This window comes from Chryseobacterium sp. HMWF035 (assembly GCF_003094695.1).
In the GTDB taxonomy this organism is placed as follows: domain Bacteria; phylum Bacteroidota; class Bacteroidia; order Flavobacteriales; family Weeksellaceae; genus Chryseobacterium; species Chryseobacterium gambrini.
Genome location: NZ_QEHP01000066.1, coordinates 20,467 through 38,810, shown reverse-complemented (window position 1 = coordinate 38,810; position 18,344 = coordinate 20,467). Strand labels below are relative to the sequence as shown.

The window sequence follows — 18,344 nt, the reverse complement described above, 5'->3', positions numbered from 1 at the left end:
TGATCTCCACCAGTGCTTTTGTCCTCTTCGGATTAACGTGCATAATTTATTAAAATATATCCTGAATTTCACCAACTATTTTTCAGTACATTACCTTATTTTTTACAGAAATTAATTTTTCCTTCCATACATTAAAATCCTTTTGAAAGAATAAATTGCCGGAAGCTTTGGGAAATTTTTCTGAATCCTTCGTTTAAATTCTATCCTAAAATTTTCCTGCTCATCCTCCGAAAGTCTTTCCAGATAGGGAATGAGCGCAGATCCTGAAATGAAATTAAATAGCGTTTCATGATCTTCCGCGATAATAGGATACACCTTCTGAAATATATTTAAATTTTCAAGTCCGTTTTCAAATAGAATCTGTACGTATTCGTCGATGGATAAAACAGAAGAAGGACGGTTCCATCCGTTTAATTGTGTTCGGAAAGGTTCCTCATTCGACATTTCATACAAAATCTGATTGAGAATATTTCCGGGTTGATAAGGCATTTGGATCGCAAGTTGTCCGTTACAGTTCAGTTTTGAAATCAATTCTGGGAATAATTTATGATGATTATCAGACCATTGCAAAGCCGCATTGCTGAAGATCAAATCCCATTTTTCATCACTTTCCAGAATTTCTTCTGTTGTCGCCTGTCTGAAATGAAGATGTGCATTTTCAAGACTTTTTGATTGCTCAAGCATTTCGGCAGAAGAATCTATTCCGATAAATACAGCTTCAGGAAATTTTTCGGCTAATATTGCAGTCTGTTCACCTGTTCCGCAACCCAGATCAATGGCCTTCATTGTTTTTTCATCTTCAATTAAATCTGAAAGATCAAAGAAAGGTTTATAGCGAATGTTTTTAAACTGATTGTAAATTTCAGGATTCCAGGGCATAATTTTGTTGATTTAATGTAACTAAATTTACGAAATTATAAATTGACAGCACATAAAATAGCCTCTTAGTTTGTATTCAGATGAAGGAAGGATCTAAAAGTAGCGAGAAAAAAATCGAAAGATTCGTGCTTAGATTCTTACAGGATGACAAATGTGGAGGAAAGTTGGGCATTTTCAAACGCAAAGTTTTTTTTATGATCGTGATTATTTTAAGGAAGCAAAGTTATGCAGATTTCATCTGTAATGAAGCGTGTGTTTTAGCATCCGTCTTGCTTTGTTTATTTTTTTTCAATTTCTAATACTTCGCTTAGATTCTTACAGGATGACAAATGTGGAGGAAAGTTGGGCATTTTCAAACGCAAAGTTTTTTTATGATCGTGATTATTTTAAGGAAGCAAAGTTATGCAGATTTCATCTGTGATGAAGCGTGCGGTTTAGCATCCGTCTTGCTTTGCTTATTTTTTTATAATTTCTAATACTTCGCTTAGATTCTTACAGGATGACAAATGTGGAGGAAAGTTGGGCATTTTCAAACGCAAAGTTTTTTTTTTATGATGGTGATTATTTTGAGGAAGCAAAGTTATTCAGATTTCATCTGTAATGAAGCGTGCGGTTTAGCATCTGTCTTGCTTGGGTTCTTTTTATAGAACAGTTTTACATTGTTTTTGGGTTGGAATTTTAAGCTTGATTTTTAATACTTCGCTTAAATTCTTACAGGATGAAAAAAACTAAGCAAAATAATCATGGCAAAATTACTCAATTGCTGAGTGAGACGCCCTTGCGAACGAAAAATATTCACAACAATTTTAAAAATATGTTTGTATTCTTTCCGTTAAAAATAATTTGCCAGAAAAAATCACTACAAAATCTGGGAACTTTCCTTAATGCTGTTCATCACAAAAATACTTTTCGTCTGTCCGATCCCTTCAATTTCAGAGAGCTTGTTCACGAAAAATTCATGAAATTCATCCATATTCGGAGCGAGAATTTTCAGCATAAAATCGAAATCTCCGCTGATGTTGTAGAACTCAACTACTTCTTTCAGTTTTCCTACTTCCTCAATGAATTTTCCTGCGGTTTTTTTGTTGTGGACATTCAGAGCAATCATACAGATTACCATCATTCCCTTGTTCACTTTTTTACGGTCAACAACTGTGGTGTATCCTTTAATGATTCCCAGTTTTTCCATTCGTTTAATTCTTTCATGAGTAGGAGTGGGACTCAGATTAATTCTTGCCGCAATATCGCGGACGCTTAATTTCGCATCTTTCTGTAAAATTCTGAGAATGGAAAGGTCTTTTTCGTCGGGTGTATAATTTTCTGTTGCCATCTGTTCTGTTTTTGAAGAATTAATTTCAAATATAAGACTATTTGTTCTTTTGTAAATTGAATTAAATTAAATATGTTCTTAATTTTAGTCTGAATTTTTATATGCGTTCTATTAATTTTAATTTTGCAGCATAATTGAACTATATGGAGAGAAAGAATTTGATTTTGATTTTAGCATCGGTAGGAACATTTGTAGAGGCTTTGGATATTGCCATTATCAATCTCACAATTCCTTCTATTCAACAGCAATTCGGGATTGGTGCAGAAACCGTACAATGGCTTCAGACTTTATATGTATTGTTTTTTGGCGGTTTTCTGATTATCGGGGGAAAACTTTCTGATCAGCTCGGAAGAAAGAAAATTTTTCTTTTGGGATTATTTCTTTTTATGCTGACTTCTCTGGGAGCGGGTTTGTCTGAAAACTTCGGAACTTTAGCTATTTTCAGAGCTTTGCAGGGACTGGGAGCGGCTTTCATTATGCCTTCGGCAATGTCTATTGTAACGAATACATTTAAAGAAGATCAGGAGAGAAACCGTGCGATCGGGATTTTCAGTTCTTTTGCTGCGATTGGTTCCGGAAGCGGACTTTCTTTGGGTGGAATCATTAGTACGTATCTGAGTTGGCATTGGGTTTTCTTAATCAATGTTCCGATTCTTTTCATCACGTTGATTTTTGCGTATCAGTATCTTCCGAAAGATGAGAAAGGGGTGTCCCAAAAAACAGATCTTCTGTCGGGAATTTTATTGATTTTAGGTTTACTGAGCTTGACATACGGAACGCATGAACTGGTTCACATCAAAGAACAGACTTTATTGGTTGCAGGTTCGTTAATTTTGGCGGTTATTTTACTGACTTCTGTCGTTTTCCGTTTAAAATCTGTTGCTCAGCCTTTGATTGATTTAAAATTATTAAGACATTCATCTCTGGTAGTTTCCAATCTGGCTTTTGTGGCTTTAGGCGCTTTTTTCATCGGATTTTTGTTTTTAATTTCGCTGATGTTGCAGAAAGATATGAATCACAGTGCGGCTTCGGCGGGACTGATGTTGGTTCCTTTCAGTATTATGTCGGCTTTGGTAGCTAAATTTATCCTTCCTCATGTTGCCAAAAGATTAAATTCTTCCCAGATGGGAATTTTGGGCTGGATTTTCATGTTAAGTGGAGCTTTGGCGTTGTTGGTTTCCATTTATTTCGGGCATCCTTTGTCAATGGTTTTATTAGGTGCAGCATGCATTTCAGGAATAGGGATGACGTTTTGTTTTACCGCTTTGTCTGTCTTGGGAATTCAGGATGTAAATCCTTCCTCTTACGGAGTGGCTTCGAGTCTCAGTTCGACAAGCTATTTTTTAGGCGCAGGAATCGGGTTGTCTTTTATGACGTTGATGAGCCAGATTTTTCCTTCTGAACTTGCTGTTGGAAATTTAAGTCTGATTATTCTGATCGGCTATGCCGTTTTTGCACTGACAATGCTGTGCTATTTTATCTTTAAAAATATAAAGATCGCAGAATCTGAAATCGCTGTTTCGTAAACTGATCTACTTTAAACTAAATTATATATTGAAAGAATCGGCAAATTTTGTCGATTCTTTTGTTCATAATTAAATTAGCAATAAGTTTATTTTTATATTAGCTTATAAAAGATAATAAATGAAAAAAATGTTCACTTTAAGAGGAGTAAGTAAAACAGGAAAAACAACAAAAGTTAAGCTAATAGCTGAATGGATTTCTAATAATTACCTCAATAAAGAATTTGATCTTAAGAAAGGTGATATATGTACTGTCTTCGAAGTTGATAATTTGTATATAGCTTTCGTCAGTGCGGGAGACGATATAAATCAAGTAAAAAAAATTAATAATTTATTAAAAGAATATGAAAATATTGATATTGTAATCAATGCTTGCAGAACTCGTGGGGCGGGGCGAAAATATCTTGAAGGAAATTTTAACAAAGAAAAAGGATGGTTGGTGAAAAATATTTTTGTGAAAAAACTAGGAAAGGAAATGATTGAGGAACAAGAAATAAGAGATAGTAAGATCTTGGAAGAGCTTAAAACTTGGTTAACTGGAGTAAAGAAACTTGAAAAGTAAAGCATCTAACTTTATGAGTATTTCAAAGTTAGTTAATAAAGTTTTTGTAAATTTTAATATATGTCATCTTTTTAGCACCATGAAAATACAAATCATCAGCGATCTGCATCAGGAATTTGGAATGTCGGAACTATCTTTTGATCATGCCGATGTCGTTGTTTTGGCGGGAGATGTTAATTTGGGAACGAAAGGAATTGAATGGATCAAAACAAAAATTCCCAATAAACCTGTGATTTATGTGTTGGGAAATCATGAATATTATAAAGGTTCTTATCCTAAAACGTTAAATAAAATAAAAGCTGCCGCAGAAAATTCCAATGTTTTTGTGCTGGAAGATGCTTTTGCAGACATCGACGGGATTCGTTTTCATGGTGCAACGTTGTGGACTGATTTTTCTGTTTTCGGGGATCCGAGATATTACGGATTCGTCTGTCAGCAAGGAATGAACGATTATAAGAAAATTAAAAGAGATCCTTCTTATTCCAAGATGAGGTCGATAGATATTTATAAAATTCATCAGTTTTCGAGATTGTGGTTAAAAGAAAGTCTTGAAAATTCAAAGGGCATGAAAAATATTGTAGTGACGCATCATGCCCCAAGTTTACAGTCGAGTCCGGAACATTTCAAAAATGATCCGCTGACTTCCGCATACGTTTCCAATCTGGAAGATTTTATTCTGAAATATCAACCGCTGTATTGGATTCACGGGCATATTCACACGCCGAAAAGATACAAAATAGGAGAGACGGAGATTATTTGTAATCCACATGGTTATATTTCTGAAAAGTATAATGGATTTGATAGGGAGCTGATTGTGGAGGTTTAAATTAGTTCAACAAAAAATCATATCTTTGATACTATCAAATGATACTATCATATTTTGAAACCGCCTTACATTATTACCGAAAAAATATTAAAATTGGTTGCTTCTATTTCAGAGAAAATAGGAGAAATTAATGCTAATCATCTTTATAAGCCGAATACTGAACTGAGAAAGAAGAACAGGATTAAAACGATTCAGTCTTCTCTTGAAATTGAAGGCAACACGCTTACGGAAGAGCAGATAACTGCTCTGCTGGATAATAAACGGATTATTGCTCCTGCAAAAGATATTCTTGAAGTTCAGAATGCAATAAAAGTCTATCATGATCTTAGAATTTTTAACCCCAATAAAATTAAAGATTTAGAGTTGGCTCATTCTATATTGATGAAGGATCTGGTCGCAAACGCAGGAAAATTCAGAACAACTAATGTGGGAATTGTAAAAGGTTCAAAAGTTGAACATCTTGCGCCGGGTGGAGCTATGGTAAAAGGATTAATGAATGATCTTTTTAAATATTTAAAGAACGATCAGGATTTAATCTTGATTAAAAGCTGTGTTTTTCACTATGAATTTGAGTTTATACATCCTTTTGTCGACGGAAACGGAAGAATGGGAAGACTTTGGCAGACCTTGATTTTGATGCAGCAATATCCTGTTTTTGAATATTTGCCGGTAGAAAGTCTTATTAAAACAAACCAACAGGAATATTATAATACACTTTCAGAATCTGATAAAGCGGGGCAGTCAACTCCTTTTATTGAGTTTATGTTATCTATAATTTTACAGTCTTTGGAACAGGTTCTGCAATCTCAAAATATTAATTTAAGCACGAAAGACAGAATACTTTTATTTAAAGAAAAAATTGGAAATAGAAAATTCAGCAGAAGAGATTATCTCCAAAATTTTAAAAATATTTCGGCACCTACGGCAAGTCGCGATCTGAAGTGGGCTGTTGATGAGAATATTTTGGTGAAATTTGGTGAACAGAGATTGGCAGAATATCGTTTCATTGAATTAAAATTATAACATGACAAAGAAAATATTGTTTTTTGGAATAGTAATTTTTATGTTGTTTTTATTTAATTATTTTATGGAAAATAGAATGGATAAAATACATGCTGATAGATTTAATGATTTTAACCGGTCTGATTTGAACGGAATTATTCTAGATTTCTCAACAAATCGAAGAGATACTGAAATAAAATTGGATAATGATACGGTTAATTTTTTTCCGGTTACAAGTAGTTTAAATAACAACAATATCTTTGGATTCACAGCCAAAAAGGGCGATAGTATTATTAAAAATGCTTTTAATGATACATTAATCCTAAAAAAATCAAATGGAAAGATTTTTAAATATACTTTTTTAAAGTCATCAGATTTATAGATTTTAATAAAAAAGAGCCCTTACAAAAGGACTCTCCGTTTTAGAAATATATAAGTAAGATTACTTTAACGTAAACTTCACCTTCGTTTTTATAGCATCGGAAGAATTACCGATCTGAGCTTCAAAATCTCCCGGTTCTGCAACCCAGTCGTGTTTTTGGGGATCGAAGAAACTTAACGCAGATTTATCAATGGTAAACGTTACTTCTTTTTCTTCTCCCGGATTCAGATACACTTTTTCAAAACCTTTCAATTCTTTAGCCGGTCTTTCAACAGACGATTTAAGGTCGGAAATATACAGTTGGGCAACTTCTGCTCCGGCTCTTTTCCCTGTATTTTTTACAGAAACCGTCAACGTGATTTTATCATCCTGAGACATCGTTGTTTTGTCAGCTTTGGCTTTTCCAAACTCGAAAGTGGTGTAGCTTAAACCATGTCCGAAACTGAATAACGGTTTGATTTTTTTAGTATCATGCCATCTGTAGCCTACAAAAATTCCTTCATTGTATGCGATATTGATCGGGTTTTTCTGATCTTTGCCTTTATCCGCTGCCAATTCCGCTTTATTTCCGGGATATTCTCCCAACTGATGCGCCGAATTATCTTCCAGTTTCACAGGGAAAGTAAAAGGCAGTTTTCCTGATGGGTTTGCATCACCTGCTAAAACCGAAGCAATCGAATTTCCTGCTTCAGAACCTAAATACCAAGCCTGAACAACAGTCGGAACTTCTTTAATCCACGGCATTGCCACCGCATTTCCGGAAACCAGAACTACCGCAAGATTTTTATTCGCTTTAGCCAGTGCAGCAATGACATTGTCCTGATTGTAAGGTAATCCGTAACTTTTTCTGTCGTTCCCTTCACTATCCTGGAAATCAGCCTTGTTTAATCCGCCAACGAAAATAACGTAATCAGATTTTTTTGCCAGTTCCACAGCTTCGTTTAATAATTCAGCTTCAGAACGGTTGTCTTTTAAATCCTGTCCGGATTTCACTCCATTGTATTCTCCGCCGATGTCTCCCACATAACCTCTTGCATATTGTACGTCTGACTGTTTCCCGAATCTCGCTTTAATTCCGTCTAAAGGAAGCGTTTCGTATTTCACTTTTAATGAAGAAGAACCACCGCCAACGGTCATGATTTTGATAGCATTTTCGCCGATTACAGCAATCTTTTTAGCTTTATTCAGATCAATCGGAAGGATATTTCCCTGATTTTTCAACAATACAATTCCTTCTTCCCCGATTTCTTTTGCAATAGCTTTATGCTCCTCAGAAGCGATATTTCCGAAAGGTTTGTTTCGGTTCATTGTTGTTTTATACGCAAGATTTAAAAGCCTTGAAACCTTATCGTCCAACTCTTTTGTTCCTACTTTTCCGGATTTAATTAAATCTAAATAAGGCTTTGCCAGATAATAATTGTCGTAAGCATTTTTTGTCCCCGCAGAAAGTCCGTTTGTCCAGCTTCCGAATTCCAGATCCAGTCCGTTATGGATAGCCTGTTCGGTATTGTTAACCGCACCCCAGTCGGAAACCACGACCCCTTTATATTTCCATTCCCCTTTTAAAATATCATTCAGAAGATATTGGTTCTGGCTAGAATACTGACCTTTATACATATCATAAGCTCCCATGATCGTCCAAGAATCACCTTCTGTTACAGCCGCCTTAAAAGCCGGAAGATAAATTTCGTACAACGTTCTGTCGTCCACTTTTACATTGCTGGTATGGCGGAACATTTCCTGATTGTTCAGGGCGAAATGCTTTACAGAAGTTGCCACACCATTCGATTGTACTCCTTTGATGTAAGGAACCACCATTTTTGAAGTCAGATAAGGATCTTCACCCATGTATTCGAAGTTTCTTCCGTTGAGTGGAGTTCTGTAAATATTAACTCCCGGTCCCAGAAGAATATCTTTTTTTCGGTAACGGGCTTCTTCACCCAGTGCTTTACCGTAATTCCAGGACATTTTTTTATTCCATGTCGCGGAAAGTGCCGTTAAAGCAGGGTAGGCGATAATAGAGTCGTTTGTCCAGCCTGCCTGATTCCATTCGTCCCACATCACTTCAGGACGAACTCCGTGAGGTCCGTCCGTCGTCCAGAATTCCGGAATTCCCAATCTTGGAACCCCAGATGAACTGAATTTTGACTGCGCGTGAAGCATCGCCACTTTTTCTTCCAGAGTCATTCTGGAAAGTGCATCTTTTACCCGTAATTCCACAGGTTTGGATTCGTCTAAATAAACAGGAAGCGGTGTATTTTGAGCCATATAAGAAGCAGAAATAAATGTGAATAAACTTACAATGGCGGTTTTCTTAAACATAAAAAGCCTTTTTTGATTGGAAACAAAAATAGCAAAAAATTTTATTATCTCAAATTGAGAAAATATATTTTAAATAAATAATTTTTAATAACCCGTGATTTGAAAATAAAAAAGACATCATTTCAAAAAACTGAAACAATGTCCAAATATATAATAATAGACTTTTTTAAAATGTCAATAGTGAATTGTCAATGGTGAATTGTCAATGATGAATTCTGCGGCATTATCAAAGAATTCACCATTAATCATTCACCATTCCCCAAATCAGTTCCAGCCTTTTACAGCACCGCCTTTGAAAATTTCTTCCGCCTTTTTTACCACTTCATCAGATTCATAGGCTTTTACGAAATTTTTTACCTTTTCGGACGTCTTGTTATCTTCTCTGGAAACAATTACATTTACATAAGGAGAATCTTTATCTTCTTTGAAAATTCCCTGTTTATCGGCATCCAGTCCCGCCTGAGCCGCAAAATTATTGTTGATAATGGCAATCACCACTTCTTTATCATCCAACACTCTCGGCAATTGTGGCGCTTCAATTTCAAGGATATTTAACTGTTTAGGATTCGCGACAATATCCGTTAATTTGGGTAATAATCCGATGCCGTCTTTTAATTTCAGCAACCCGTTTTTCTGTAAAAGAAGTAAGGAACGGCCGCCATTGGTAGGATCATTCGGAATAACGATGGTACTTCCGTTCTGAAGTTCATTAATGCTTTTAATTTTCTTTGAATACGCAACGATCGGGTAGACAAAAGTATTTCCTACAACCGCCAGTTTATATCCTCTCTGTTTGGATTGCTCGGTTAAATAAGGAACGTGCTGAAAAGCGTTGGCATCAATATCGCCGTTATTTAGAGCTTCATTGGGAACCACATAATCGTTAAAGGAAACCAGTTCTACTTCAAGGTTGTATTTTTCCTTCGCTACTTTTTTCGCCACTTCGGCAATTTCCTGTTCCGGTCCTGAAGTGATTCCCACTTTTATAAAGTTCGGATCCTCTTTTTTTGATGAATTACAGCCGGTAAATGCTAACAAACCCGCTGCTAAAAAACTTAAAATCTTTATTTTTTTCATTGTAAATTATTTTCTTTTAAAAAAAGGGCGAAAGCAAAAAGGTTAGATTTTTAAATTCTTTAATAAATAAAATATGGCTTTTACTCCTTTTTGCTGATTTTCGCCCGATTGATGGCTGAAATTTTCAAACCACCACACTATTTCACATTCACACTTATCACATTATTTTCAAAATACTCTCACACTCTCACACTCTCACTCTCTCACACTCAAACACTCACACCCTCCAACACAAAAACCTCAACGATGATCAAACCTCTTCGCTAATCGGTCTCCCGAAAACTGAATGATAAAAACAATCGCAACCAGTAATCCCAACACAAGATTCATAATCACGGCATCATAACCGATGTAGCCGTACTGATAACCGATCTGTCCCAATCCGCCGGCTCCGACAGCTCCTCCCATCGCAGAATAGCCGACAAGCGTAATTAAGGTAATTGTTGCGTTATTAATCAAAGAAGGAAGTGCTTCCGGCAACAATATTTTTCTGATGATCTGAAACGGGCTTGCTCCCAAAGCTCTTGCAGTTTCAATTAAACCATAAGGAACTTCCAGTAAGCTATTTTCTACCAGTCTTGCGATAAAAGGAGCCGCTCCGATGCTTAAAGGAACCAAAGCTGCGTTTACCCCGATAGACGTTCCCACCAGACTTCTCGTGAAAGGAATCATCCACACAATTAAAATAATAAAAGGAATAGAACGGAAAATATTCACCAGAACAGATAAGATTCTGTTATAAATTACATTTTCCAAAAGCTGTCCTTTCCGTGTTAAAAACAATAGAATTCCGACAGGCAAACCCAGAACAAATCCGAAAAACCCCGAAACAAACGTCATAAAAACCGTCTCCCAAATTCCCTTTGATAAAAGAGAAATCACCGTATCACTAAGCATATCCTCTTACCGTATTTTGAATTTTATTCTGATTGAAATAATAAATGGCCTGCTGATTTTTCTCCTCTTCTCCCTGAAGCTGAAGCAATAGCTTTCCAAAATTGGAATCGCCTAGATATTCAACATCCGCTTTCAGCAGTTTGTATGGAATTTTATATTTATCGTAAACAATGGATAGCAGTTCTTCCACCGATATATTTTCATTAAGTTCTACTTCTACCAATGGAAATAATCCGTCTTGTGGCTCTTTCTGTAGTTTTTTATTCAGTTCCTGTGGTATCGTCATAACACTAGAGTTTAAAAATTGTTTGATGATAGGATTCTCTTTGTTTGAGACAATCTCGCTTAAAGTTCCTTTAATTAATAGTTGACCTTTGTCGATTACCGCAACATGGTTGCAGACCGTTTTGATGACTTCCATTTCGTGCGTAATCAGCAAAATCGTAATTCCAAGTCTCTGATTAATATCCCTCAACAATTGTAAAATCGATTGTGTGGTTGCAGGATCGAGCGCACTCGTCGCTTCATCACAGAGCAGGAGATAAGGATCATTTGCTAAAGCCCTTGCAATGGCAACCCTCTGTTTTTGTCCTCCCGAAAGACTTTTAGGATAATCATGAGCTTTATCTTCCAGTCCTACGATTTTCAGCAGTTCATTCACTTTTTTATTAATTTCAGTTTTGCTGACATGATCCAGCTCTAACGGAAGCGCAATATTTTCAAAAACAGTTCTCGAAGAAAGCAGGTTGAAATGCTGAAAAATCATCCCGATCTTTTTCCTTTCCTGTGCCAATTGTCTCGAATTTAATTTCGTAAAATCCTTTCCGTTAATCACAATTTTACCGCTGTCAGGTTTTTCAAGAAGATTCACCGTTCGGATTAAGGTACTTTTTCCCGCTCCCGAAAATCCGATGATTCCTACAATATCGCCCTGTTCAATCGTCAGGCTTACATCATTCAGCGCCTTAAACGACTGTTTTTTCTGATGAAATGTTTTTGAAACATTCTTTATCTCTATCATTTTTTACTTAAATTTTATATTGGCTGATAAGGTCTTGCGTTTTTGTTCACGTGTCTTATCACTCTTCTTATTTTCACTTTAGACCGCTTGGAAAGCTTAAAATATTTAGTCACATTCGTTAAAAGAACTCCGGCAAGAATAACAATCAGTCCGTAAAACTGGTTGATGTTGATGGTCTGATTTGCAACGATCCAACCCGCAATTACAGTAACAATAGGATTGATGTAAGTATGCGTACTTACCAAAGCGGCAGGTTTTACAGACAAAAGCCAGATATACGAAAGATAAGCGATAATCGATCCGAATACAATAAGGAAAAGCAATCCTAACCAGGCGTTTAACGGTACTTTTACGATTGAAAAACCAGTCCATTCATTTCTGAAAAACGCAATAATAAATGAAGCGATACCGGCAGTAATAAGCTGTTGGGCAATATTCATAAAAGTTGAATGACCAGCCGGATTTTTTTTGGAATAAAGAGATCCTAAAACCCACGCTACAGAACTTAAGCCCAGAACAACAAATGCAATTATCCTGATTGAAGCATCTGCCGTTTGTGTATGCGAACCGGAGCCACTTACACTTCCGTTAAGAAATAAAATAAGTCCTGCAAACCCGATCACCAAACCTAAAGGAATAAACTTATCCGAGAAATAATAACTCCAGTTTTTCTTATCAATGGCGATAAACCAGAATGGTCCGGTTGCAATAGCGATGGCTGCTTCAGAAGCGGTTACATATTGTTCTCCCCACGCAACCAATCCCGTTCCTCCCGTAAGGATGAGAATTCCGGTGATGGCATTTTTTTTCCAGTTGATGGTAGAATTGGCTTTTTCACCTTTTACGAGCAGATATCCGATCATTATTATTCCTGCGCCCAAAAATCTGAACCCCGAAAGAATAAAAGGCGGAAATCCGTTTAACCCGAAAGAAATGGCGAGGAAAGTAATTCCCCATATTACATAAATATTGGTGAAGGCTATAGGAATCAGCCATTTGTTTTTATTAGTATTCATGATATTTTTTAATGTTGTTTTTAAAATAAAAAAGGCTCTACAACGTGGTAAAGCCTTTAGAAATATGTCATATAAAAGTAAGGTTAACCACAACAGGAATGAAGCATAGGCATGCAGCAATACATCATCATAAAATGATTGATATGTTTTCTTACGGTGCTGTTCTTGAATTCTGCTTTCATTGTATTATTATATCCTGATTACGGTTGCAAATATAAAACATATTTTTCTATTAGTCCACTAAAAAAGTAGACTTTTTAGTAAATAAATTGATCTCTTGTTTTTAATGTTTTGATTTTTAATGATTTAATTTTTGAAAATACTATCAATTCACCTTTAATTTCGCTCAAAAAAGCCGAATAGTAGCTTTCAACTTCTTGTTGATGTTCCGAAAATCAAGCCTTCGCTGCGTGTAACCCCTTCGCGAACGGAAAATTTACAGCGATACAGGCAGAAAATTTATGTTTATCACGTTAAAAAAAATAATTCGCTGCTTCTTTTAGTTTAATCAAAATAAAATCGATTTATTATCATACATCATGATCCGGCAAATTCAGGGTGCCTAATTTTACATCATCATTAAAAATCAAAATCATGGAAAGAACAGAAGTTGTTTTAGGAAATGTAAGAGGGGAGATTCAGCTTTTCTCAGACGATAAAAAAGCAGGAAAAATGGACATCTCCGTCATTAAAGATAAACTAACGGTGTATCATACAGAAGTAAACGAAGAATTTGAAGGCAGAGGATTTGCAAAGATCCTGCTGGAAAAACTGGTGTCCTACGCAAGAGAAAATCATCTCAAAATTGTTCCGCTGTGTCCTTATGTTCATGCCCAGTTCAAACGCCGTCCCGACGAATACAGCGATGTATGGTTCAAAGAAGAACTGTAAAATTTTAAAATTGTAAACCATTAACTTTTTAATTAAATCAAAATGAAAGCACTGAACTTTTTGGTAATCGGAAAAAATGTCGAAATTCTTGCAACCTTACAAAGAATTATCGAAAAAAATGATGGATGGAAGGCTGAAATTCTGAGTGATGAAGGCAAGAGTCAGGATTTTATCAAAAATAATCCCGTCGATATTGTTTTGCTGAGTTCCGGTCTGGAAGAACAGTTCGAAAAACAGATCGGTGTTTTTTGCAGAAATTTTGATGAAAATATAAAAGTAATAGAACATTACGGTGGCGGAAGCGGATTGCTGTTCAACGAGGTGGAAAGCAGCTTTGCAGCAGCAAAAAAACCTGAAAACAGAGTCGTGCACCGCGCAGATTCAAGAGGGGTAACCAACGAACAGTGGCTGATCAGTAAAAAGACCTTCAGCTTCGGAGAATTTTATGACCCCGAAAAAATGCAGTTCGGTGCCTTAAGAGTGCTGAATGATGATACCGTTGAAGCCGGAAAAGGCTTTGGAACGCATCCTCACGACAATATGGAAATCATCAGCATTGCACTGGAAGGAACCCTGATCCATCATGACAATCTGGGAAACAATAACGAAATAAAAGGCGGCGAAATTCAGGTGATGAGCGCCGGAACCGGATTAATGCACAGTGAATTCAGTAAAGATGAAGGCGATTTGGTTAAATTTCTGCAAATCTGGGTTTATCCCAATAAAAGAAATGTAACGCCGAGATACGACCAGATGAAACTCGACAGAACGAAAAGCCAAAACAGATTTCAGCAGATCCTTTCACCCGACCCCCAAGACGACGGAATATGGATTCATCAGGAAGCATGGTTTCATCTCGGAGATTTTGAAAATACAGCTGAAACCCAATATCAGATGAAGAAAAAAGGAAACGGCGTCTACGTTTTCATCATCAAAGGAAGCGCAGAAATTGAAGGGCAGCAACTGGAAGAAAAAGACGGCTTCGGAATTTGGGATATTTCCGAATTAAACATAAAATCCACATCGGAAAACACAGAGATTCTCCTCATGGAAGTTCCGATGGAAGGGTAGTGATATGGTGTGAATTGTTTTGAAGCTCTCTTTTTTAAGGGAGCTTTTTTAATTTCCGGGAAAGTTTCTTGCAGGGGTGCAAGAAGGTTTCCCGCCTTCCGGAAAGTTTGTCGCAGGGGTGCAGGAAGCTTTCGAGGTTCCCGGAAAGTCTCTTGCAGGGGTGAAACATACTTTCCCGGTTACCCGAAAAGCCGTTACAGGACTGTTTTGAATTTCTTCAGACAAATTTGTCTTTTAACTCTGAATTCTTTTCCGGCACATTTGTCATCCTGTAAGGATCTAAGCAAAATATTAGAAATTCTGGAAAAAATAAAGTTTAAAATTTCAACCCAAAAACAATGTAAAATTGTTCTGTAAAAAGAACCAAAGCAAGACGGATGCTAAAACACACGCTTCATCACAGATGAAATCTGCATAACTTTGCTTCCTCAAAATAATCACCATCGTAAAAAAACTTTGCGTTTGAAAACGTTCAACTTTCCGCCACATCTGTCATCGTGAAAAGATCTAAGTGAAGTAGTATAAATTCACACAAAATATTCGAGTATAGATTCCTCCGGAATGACAATTGATGACGTATCTATTTTCAAAAATTTAATTAATACCCTTCGTTTAAAAAAGTTCAGACAAGCTTATTTTCAACCAACAATTCGCAAATTAGCAAAATCCAAAAAAAATCCCGATTTTTGCCCTCTCCAAAAAATTCCGAGACATTCATGAAACTTTGTATTGCCGAAAAACCCAGTGTTGCCAGAGATATCGCCAAAGTGTTGGGCGCCACCACGCCGAAACAGGGCTATATGGAAGGAAACGGCTATTGTGTGACATGGACTTTCGGGCATCTTTGCACCCTTAAAGAACCGCACGATTACGGTCCGCAGTACAAATCATGGAACCTGTTTCTGTTGCCCATTATTCCCAATAATTTCGGGATCAAATTAATCCCCAACAAAGGCGTTGAAAATCAGTTTAAAGTTATTGAAAGATTAGTCGAAGAATGTGATGAGGTCATCAATTGCGGGGATGCCGGTCAGGAAGGAGAACTGATCCAGAGATGGGTTTTACAGAAAGCAAAATGCAACAAGCCTATTCAGCGTTTGTGGATTTCATCCCTTACCGAAGAAGCGATTAAAGAAGGTTTTGCCAATCTAAAACCTGCCGAAGATTACAAAAATCTCTATCTCGCAGGAAACGCAAGAGCGATCGGAGACTGGTTGCTGGGAATTAATGCAACAAGACTTTTCACCAAAAAATTTGGCGGAAATAAAGCCGTTCTTTCCATCGGAAGAGTACAGACTCCCACTTTGGCAATGCTCGTTCAGCGTCAGAAAGAAATTGATGCTTTTAACACTGAAGAATATTGGGAACTGAAAACCAAATACCGCGAAGTTATTTTTAACGCCGCCATCGACCGTCTCAAAACATTGGAACGCGCAGAAAAAGGGCTGGAATATTTAAAACAGAATCCTTTCGAAATCGTATCCTTTGAAATTAAAGAAGGAAAAGAGAAAAATCCAAGACTGTTCGATTTAACGGCACTTCAGGTGGAAGCCAACAAAAAATACGGCTATTCTGCGGAGAATACGCTTAATTATATTCAGAGTCTTTACGAGAAAAAGCACGTTACTTATCCGCGTGTGGATACAACCTATTTGTCTGAAAGTTTATATCCGAAAATAGAAGGAATTCTGAAGAAAATGTATTTCTATCAGGAACTTATCGCTCCTTTACTGGAAGCTCCGATTCCCAAATCGAAAGCGGTTTTTGATGATACCAAAGTAACAGATCACCACGCGATCATTCCTACAGAAGTTCCGCCTTCCCAGAATTTAAGCAGGGAAGAAAAGTTAGTTTATGATCTGGTTGCGAAACGTTTCATTGCCGTATTTTATCCCGAGTGTAAAATTTCAAATACTTTAGTAGAAGGAAAAGTAGGAACCATTCCTTTCAAAACCAGCGGAAGACAGGTGTTGGAACCTGGATGGAGAGCCGTTTACGCCAAAGAACCGAAAGAAGAACCCAACGATAAAGAAAAAGAAAAGGAAGAAGAACAGACCATTCCCGAATTTACCGTAGGAGAAACCGGACCGCATGATCCGATGATCCATCAGGGAAAAACAACCCCGCCAAAACCTTACACGGAAGCAACTTTGCTGAGAGCTATGGAAACCGCAGGAAAACAGGTGGAAGATGATGAACTGCGCGAACTCCTGAAAAACAACGGCATCGGAAGACCTTCAACCCGCGCCAATATTATCGAAACCCTTTTCAAGCGGAAATATATCGAGAAGAAAAGAAAAAATCTTATCGCCACCCAAACCGGAATTCAACTGATTGACACCATTGAAGATGAATTGCTGAAAAGTCCCGAATTAACCGGAGAATGGGAACTGAAACTCCGAAAAATTGAAAAAGGTGAATATGAAGCCAATCATTTTAAGGAAGAGCTCATCCAGATGGTGACGGAGCTTACTAAAAAAGTAGTCGACGGAAAAGGGAAAGTCATTTCTTTGGAAGAAGAAAAAGTGGAGGAGATAAAAGAAAAGAAAAAACGTGAACCTGCCGTTAAAAAAGAACTTCAGTCGTGGGAAGAAACCAAATGTCCGAAATGCAAAGAACATCATTTAATGAAAGGAAAAACCGCTGTCGGATGTTCCGATTTTAAAAACTGCGGCTTTAAAGTTTCCTTTGAAATCTTCGGAAAAAAACTGTCGGATAAGCAATTAATGGATCTGGTCTTAAAAGGAAAAACCTCAAAATTAAAAGGCTTCACCACCCATCCCGAAAGTGTGGCAGAAGGTATTTTGTCGATGGATGAGCAATTTCAGATTGTTCTGAATTAAAGATTAAACACAAATACCACAAATATTTTCACGAATACCACAACGAAACATCAATAGGAGCGGACTTTAGTCCGCTTTCAAATTTTACCCAAAACAACGGCTTCAGCCAAAACATAATAATTCTAACCTCTCAAATATCGTTCATGGTTAAAATATTTGCGCCATTTGTGAAATCTACTCGTGCCATTTGTGTTTAAATCAAAAGCAAACATAATATTTTCGCATTTATAAAAAAAATTGTGCAACTTGTGTTCAAATTATAAACAAAAAATGACACCCCATAAAAAACAACTCATCACCGACAGTTTCAACCGCTCCGAAACATTAAAATTCTACAAAGCCGAACTTTTGGAAGTGGAAACCGACTTCATTTCCATGAAAATCCCGAAAATGGAACTCATGACAAGAAAAGCGGGAATGTTCAACGGAGCCATGATTGCTTCTTTGGTGGATGTTTCTTCAGGTTATGCGGCAGTAAGTCATTACGAAGAAGACTGTTATGTCGTAACCGTTGAGTTGAAAGTCAATTATTTAAGACCTGCCATCGGAGACGCTTTAGTTTCAAAATCCTACGTAATAAAAGGAGGTTCAAAGATCAGTGTGATCCGCACTGAAATTTATGTGGTTGATGAAGACGGAGCTTCCGAAAGCCACGTTGCAACATCCTTGGTCACGATGATGAAGATCAGATAATTTTTCAAA

17 protein-coding genes are annotated in these 18,344 nt (G+C 36.9%); 9 read left to right on the top strand and 8 right to left on the bottom strand.

Going from position 1 to position 18,344, the window contains the following annotated elements; translation table 11 throughout:
* Nucleotides 1-111: 111 nt before the first annotated feature.
* Both DD829_RS11125 and DD829_RS11115 read right to left on the bottom strand, forming a co-directional pair.
* Nucleotides 112-879, bottom strand: coding sequence for a methyltransferase domain-containing protein (locus DD829_RS11125; protein ID WP_108411067.1), 768 nt, complete (start codon nt 877-879; stop codon nt 112-114).
* Between the two features lie 859 nt (nt 880-1,738).
* Nucleotides 1,739-2,209 carry an Lrp/AsnC family transcriptional regulator gene (locus DD829_RS11115; protein ID WP_108411069.1) on the bottom strand — a complete coding sequence of 157 codons (471 nt, stop codon included), beginning with the start codon at nt 2,207-2,209 and terminating at the stop codon, nt 1,739-1,741.
* A gap of 143 nt (nt 2,210-2,352) precedes the next feature.
* Here DD829_RS11115 and DD829_RS11110 point away from each other — a divergent pair, with 143 nt between their 5' ends.
* The 5 genes from DD829_RS11110 (at nt 2,353) to DD829_RS11090 (ending at nt 6,504) form a co-directional block, all read left to right on the top strand.
* Entirely contained in the window at nt 2,353-3,735 is a 1,383-nt protein-coding gene (locus tag DD829_RS11110) for an MFS transporter (protein WP_108411070.1), read from the top strand.
* Between the two features lie 118 nt (nt 3,736-3,853).
* Nucleotides 3,854-4,294, top strand: coding sequence for a hypothetical protein (locus tag DD829_RS11105; RefSeq protein WP_087708097.1), 441 nt, complete (start codon nt 3,854-3,856; stop codon nt 4,292-4,294).
* A 79-nt stretch (nt 4,295-4,373) separates the two neighbouring features.
* A complete protein-coding gene (locus DD829_RS11100) occupies nt 4,374-5,120 on the top strand; it encodes a metallophosphoesterase (RefSeq protein WP_108411163.1) in 747 nt (248 codons plus the stop codon).
* Between the two features lie 54 nt (nt 5,121-5,174).
* Nucleotides 5,175-6,143, top strand: coding sequence for a Fic family protein (locus tag DD829_RS11095; RefSeq protein WP_165796714.1), 969 nt, complete (start codon nt 5,175-5,177; stop codon nt 6,141-6,143).
* A gap of 1 nt (nt 6,144) precedes the next feature.
* Entirely contained in the window at nt 6,145-6,504 is a 360-nt protein-coding gene (locus tag DD829_RS11090; protein WP_116547737.1) for a hypothetical protein, read from the top strand.
* A 60-nt stretch (nt 6,505-6,564) separates the two neighbouring features.
* Here DD829_RS11090 and DD829_RS11085 read toward each other — a convergent pair whose 3' ends face one another.
* The 5 genes from DD829_RS11085 to DD829_RS11065 form a co-directional block, all read right to left on the bottom strand.
* Nucleotides 6,565-8,826, bottom strand: coding sequence for a glycoside hydrolase family 3 C-terminal domain-containing protein (locus DD829_RS11085; RefSeq protein WP_108409906.1), 2,262 nt, complete (start codon nt 8,824-8,826; stop codon nt 6,565-6,567).
* A 264-nt stretch (nt 8,827-9,090) separates the two neighbouring features.
* The gene (gene metQ / locus DD829_RS11080) at nt 9,091-9,903 is read right to left on the bottom strand and encodes a methionine ABC transporter substrate-binding lipoprotein MetQ (protein ID WP_108410091.1); all 813 of its coding nucleotides are present in this window, start codon (nt 9,901-9,903) and stop codon (nt 9,091-9,093) included.
* 240 nt (nt 9,904-10,143) lie between these two features.
* Complete coding sequence (metI, locus tag DD829_RS11075) at nt 10,144-10,800, bottom strand: methionine ABC transporter permease MetI (protein ID WP_087708108.1); 657 nt, start codon at nt 10,798-10,800, stop codon at nt 10,144-10,146.
* Nucleotides 10,793-11,821, bottom strand: a complete 1,029-nt coding sequence (locus tag DD829_RS11070; RefSeq protein ID WP_108410092.1) for a methionine ABC transporter ATP-binding protein — start codon at nt 11,819-11,821, stop codon at nt 10,793-10,795. The genes metI and DD829_RS11070 overlap by 8 nt, the downstream gene beginning before the upstream one ends.
* A 14-nt stretch (nt 11,822-11,835) precedes the next feature.
* Complete coding sequence (locus DD829_RS11065) at nt 11,836-12,837, bottom strand: EamA family transporter (protein ID WP_108410093.1); 1,002 nt, start codon at nt 12,835-12,837, stop codon at nt 11,836-11,838.
* A 594-nt stretch (nt 12,838-13,431) separates the two neighbouring features.
* Here DD829_RS11065 and DD829_RS11060 point away from each other — a divergent pair.
* On the top strand, nt 13,432-13,728 hold the full coding sequence (locus tag DD829_RS11060) for a GNAT family N-acetyltransferase (RefSeq protein WP_076394942.1): 297 nt from the start codon (nt 13,432-13,434) through the stop codon (nt 13,726-13,728).
* 42 nt (nt 13,729-13,770) lie between these two features.
* The gene (locus DD829_RS11055; protein ID WP_108410094.1) at nt 13,771-14,799 is read left to right on the top strand and encodes a pirin family protein; all 1,029 of its coding nucleotides are present in this window, start codon (nt 13,771-13,773) and stop codon (nt 14,797-14,799) included.
* 48 nt (nt 14,800-14,847) lie between these two features.
* Here the strand turns inward: DD829_RS11055 and DD829_RS23565 are convergent, their stop codons facing one another.
* Complete coding sequence (locus DD829_RS23565; RefSeq protein ID WP_165796640.1) at nt 14,848-15,024, bottom strand: hypothetical protein; 177 nt, start codon at nt 15,022-15,024, stop codon at nt 14,848-14,850.
* A 491-nt stretch (nt 15,025-15,515) separates the two neighbouring features.
* Here DD829_RS23565 and DD829_RS11050 point away from each other — a divergent pair, with 491 nt between their 5' ends.
* Together DD829_RS11050 and DD829_RS11045 are read left to right on the top strand one after the other, a co-directional pair.
* Nucleotides 15,516-17,642: a type IA DNA topoisomerase gene (locus DD829_RS11050; RefSeq protein WP_108410095.1), complete on the top strand. Its 2,127-nt coding sequence runs from the start codon at nt 15,516-15,518 to the stop codon at nt 17,640-17,642.
* A 270-nt stretch (nt 17,643-17,912) separates the two neighbouring features.
* Nucleotides 17,913-18,335 carry a PaaI family thioesterase gene (locus DD829_RS11045; RefSeq protein ID WP_076394948.1) on the top strand — a complete coding sequence of 141 codons (423 nt, stop codon included), beginning with the start codon at nt 17,913-17,915 and terminating at the stop codon, nt 18,333-18,335.
* Nucleotides 18,336-18,344 lie beyond the last annotated feature (9 nt).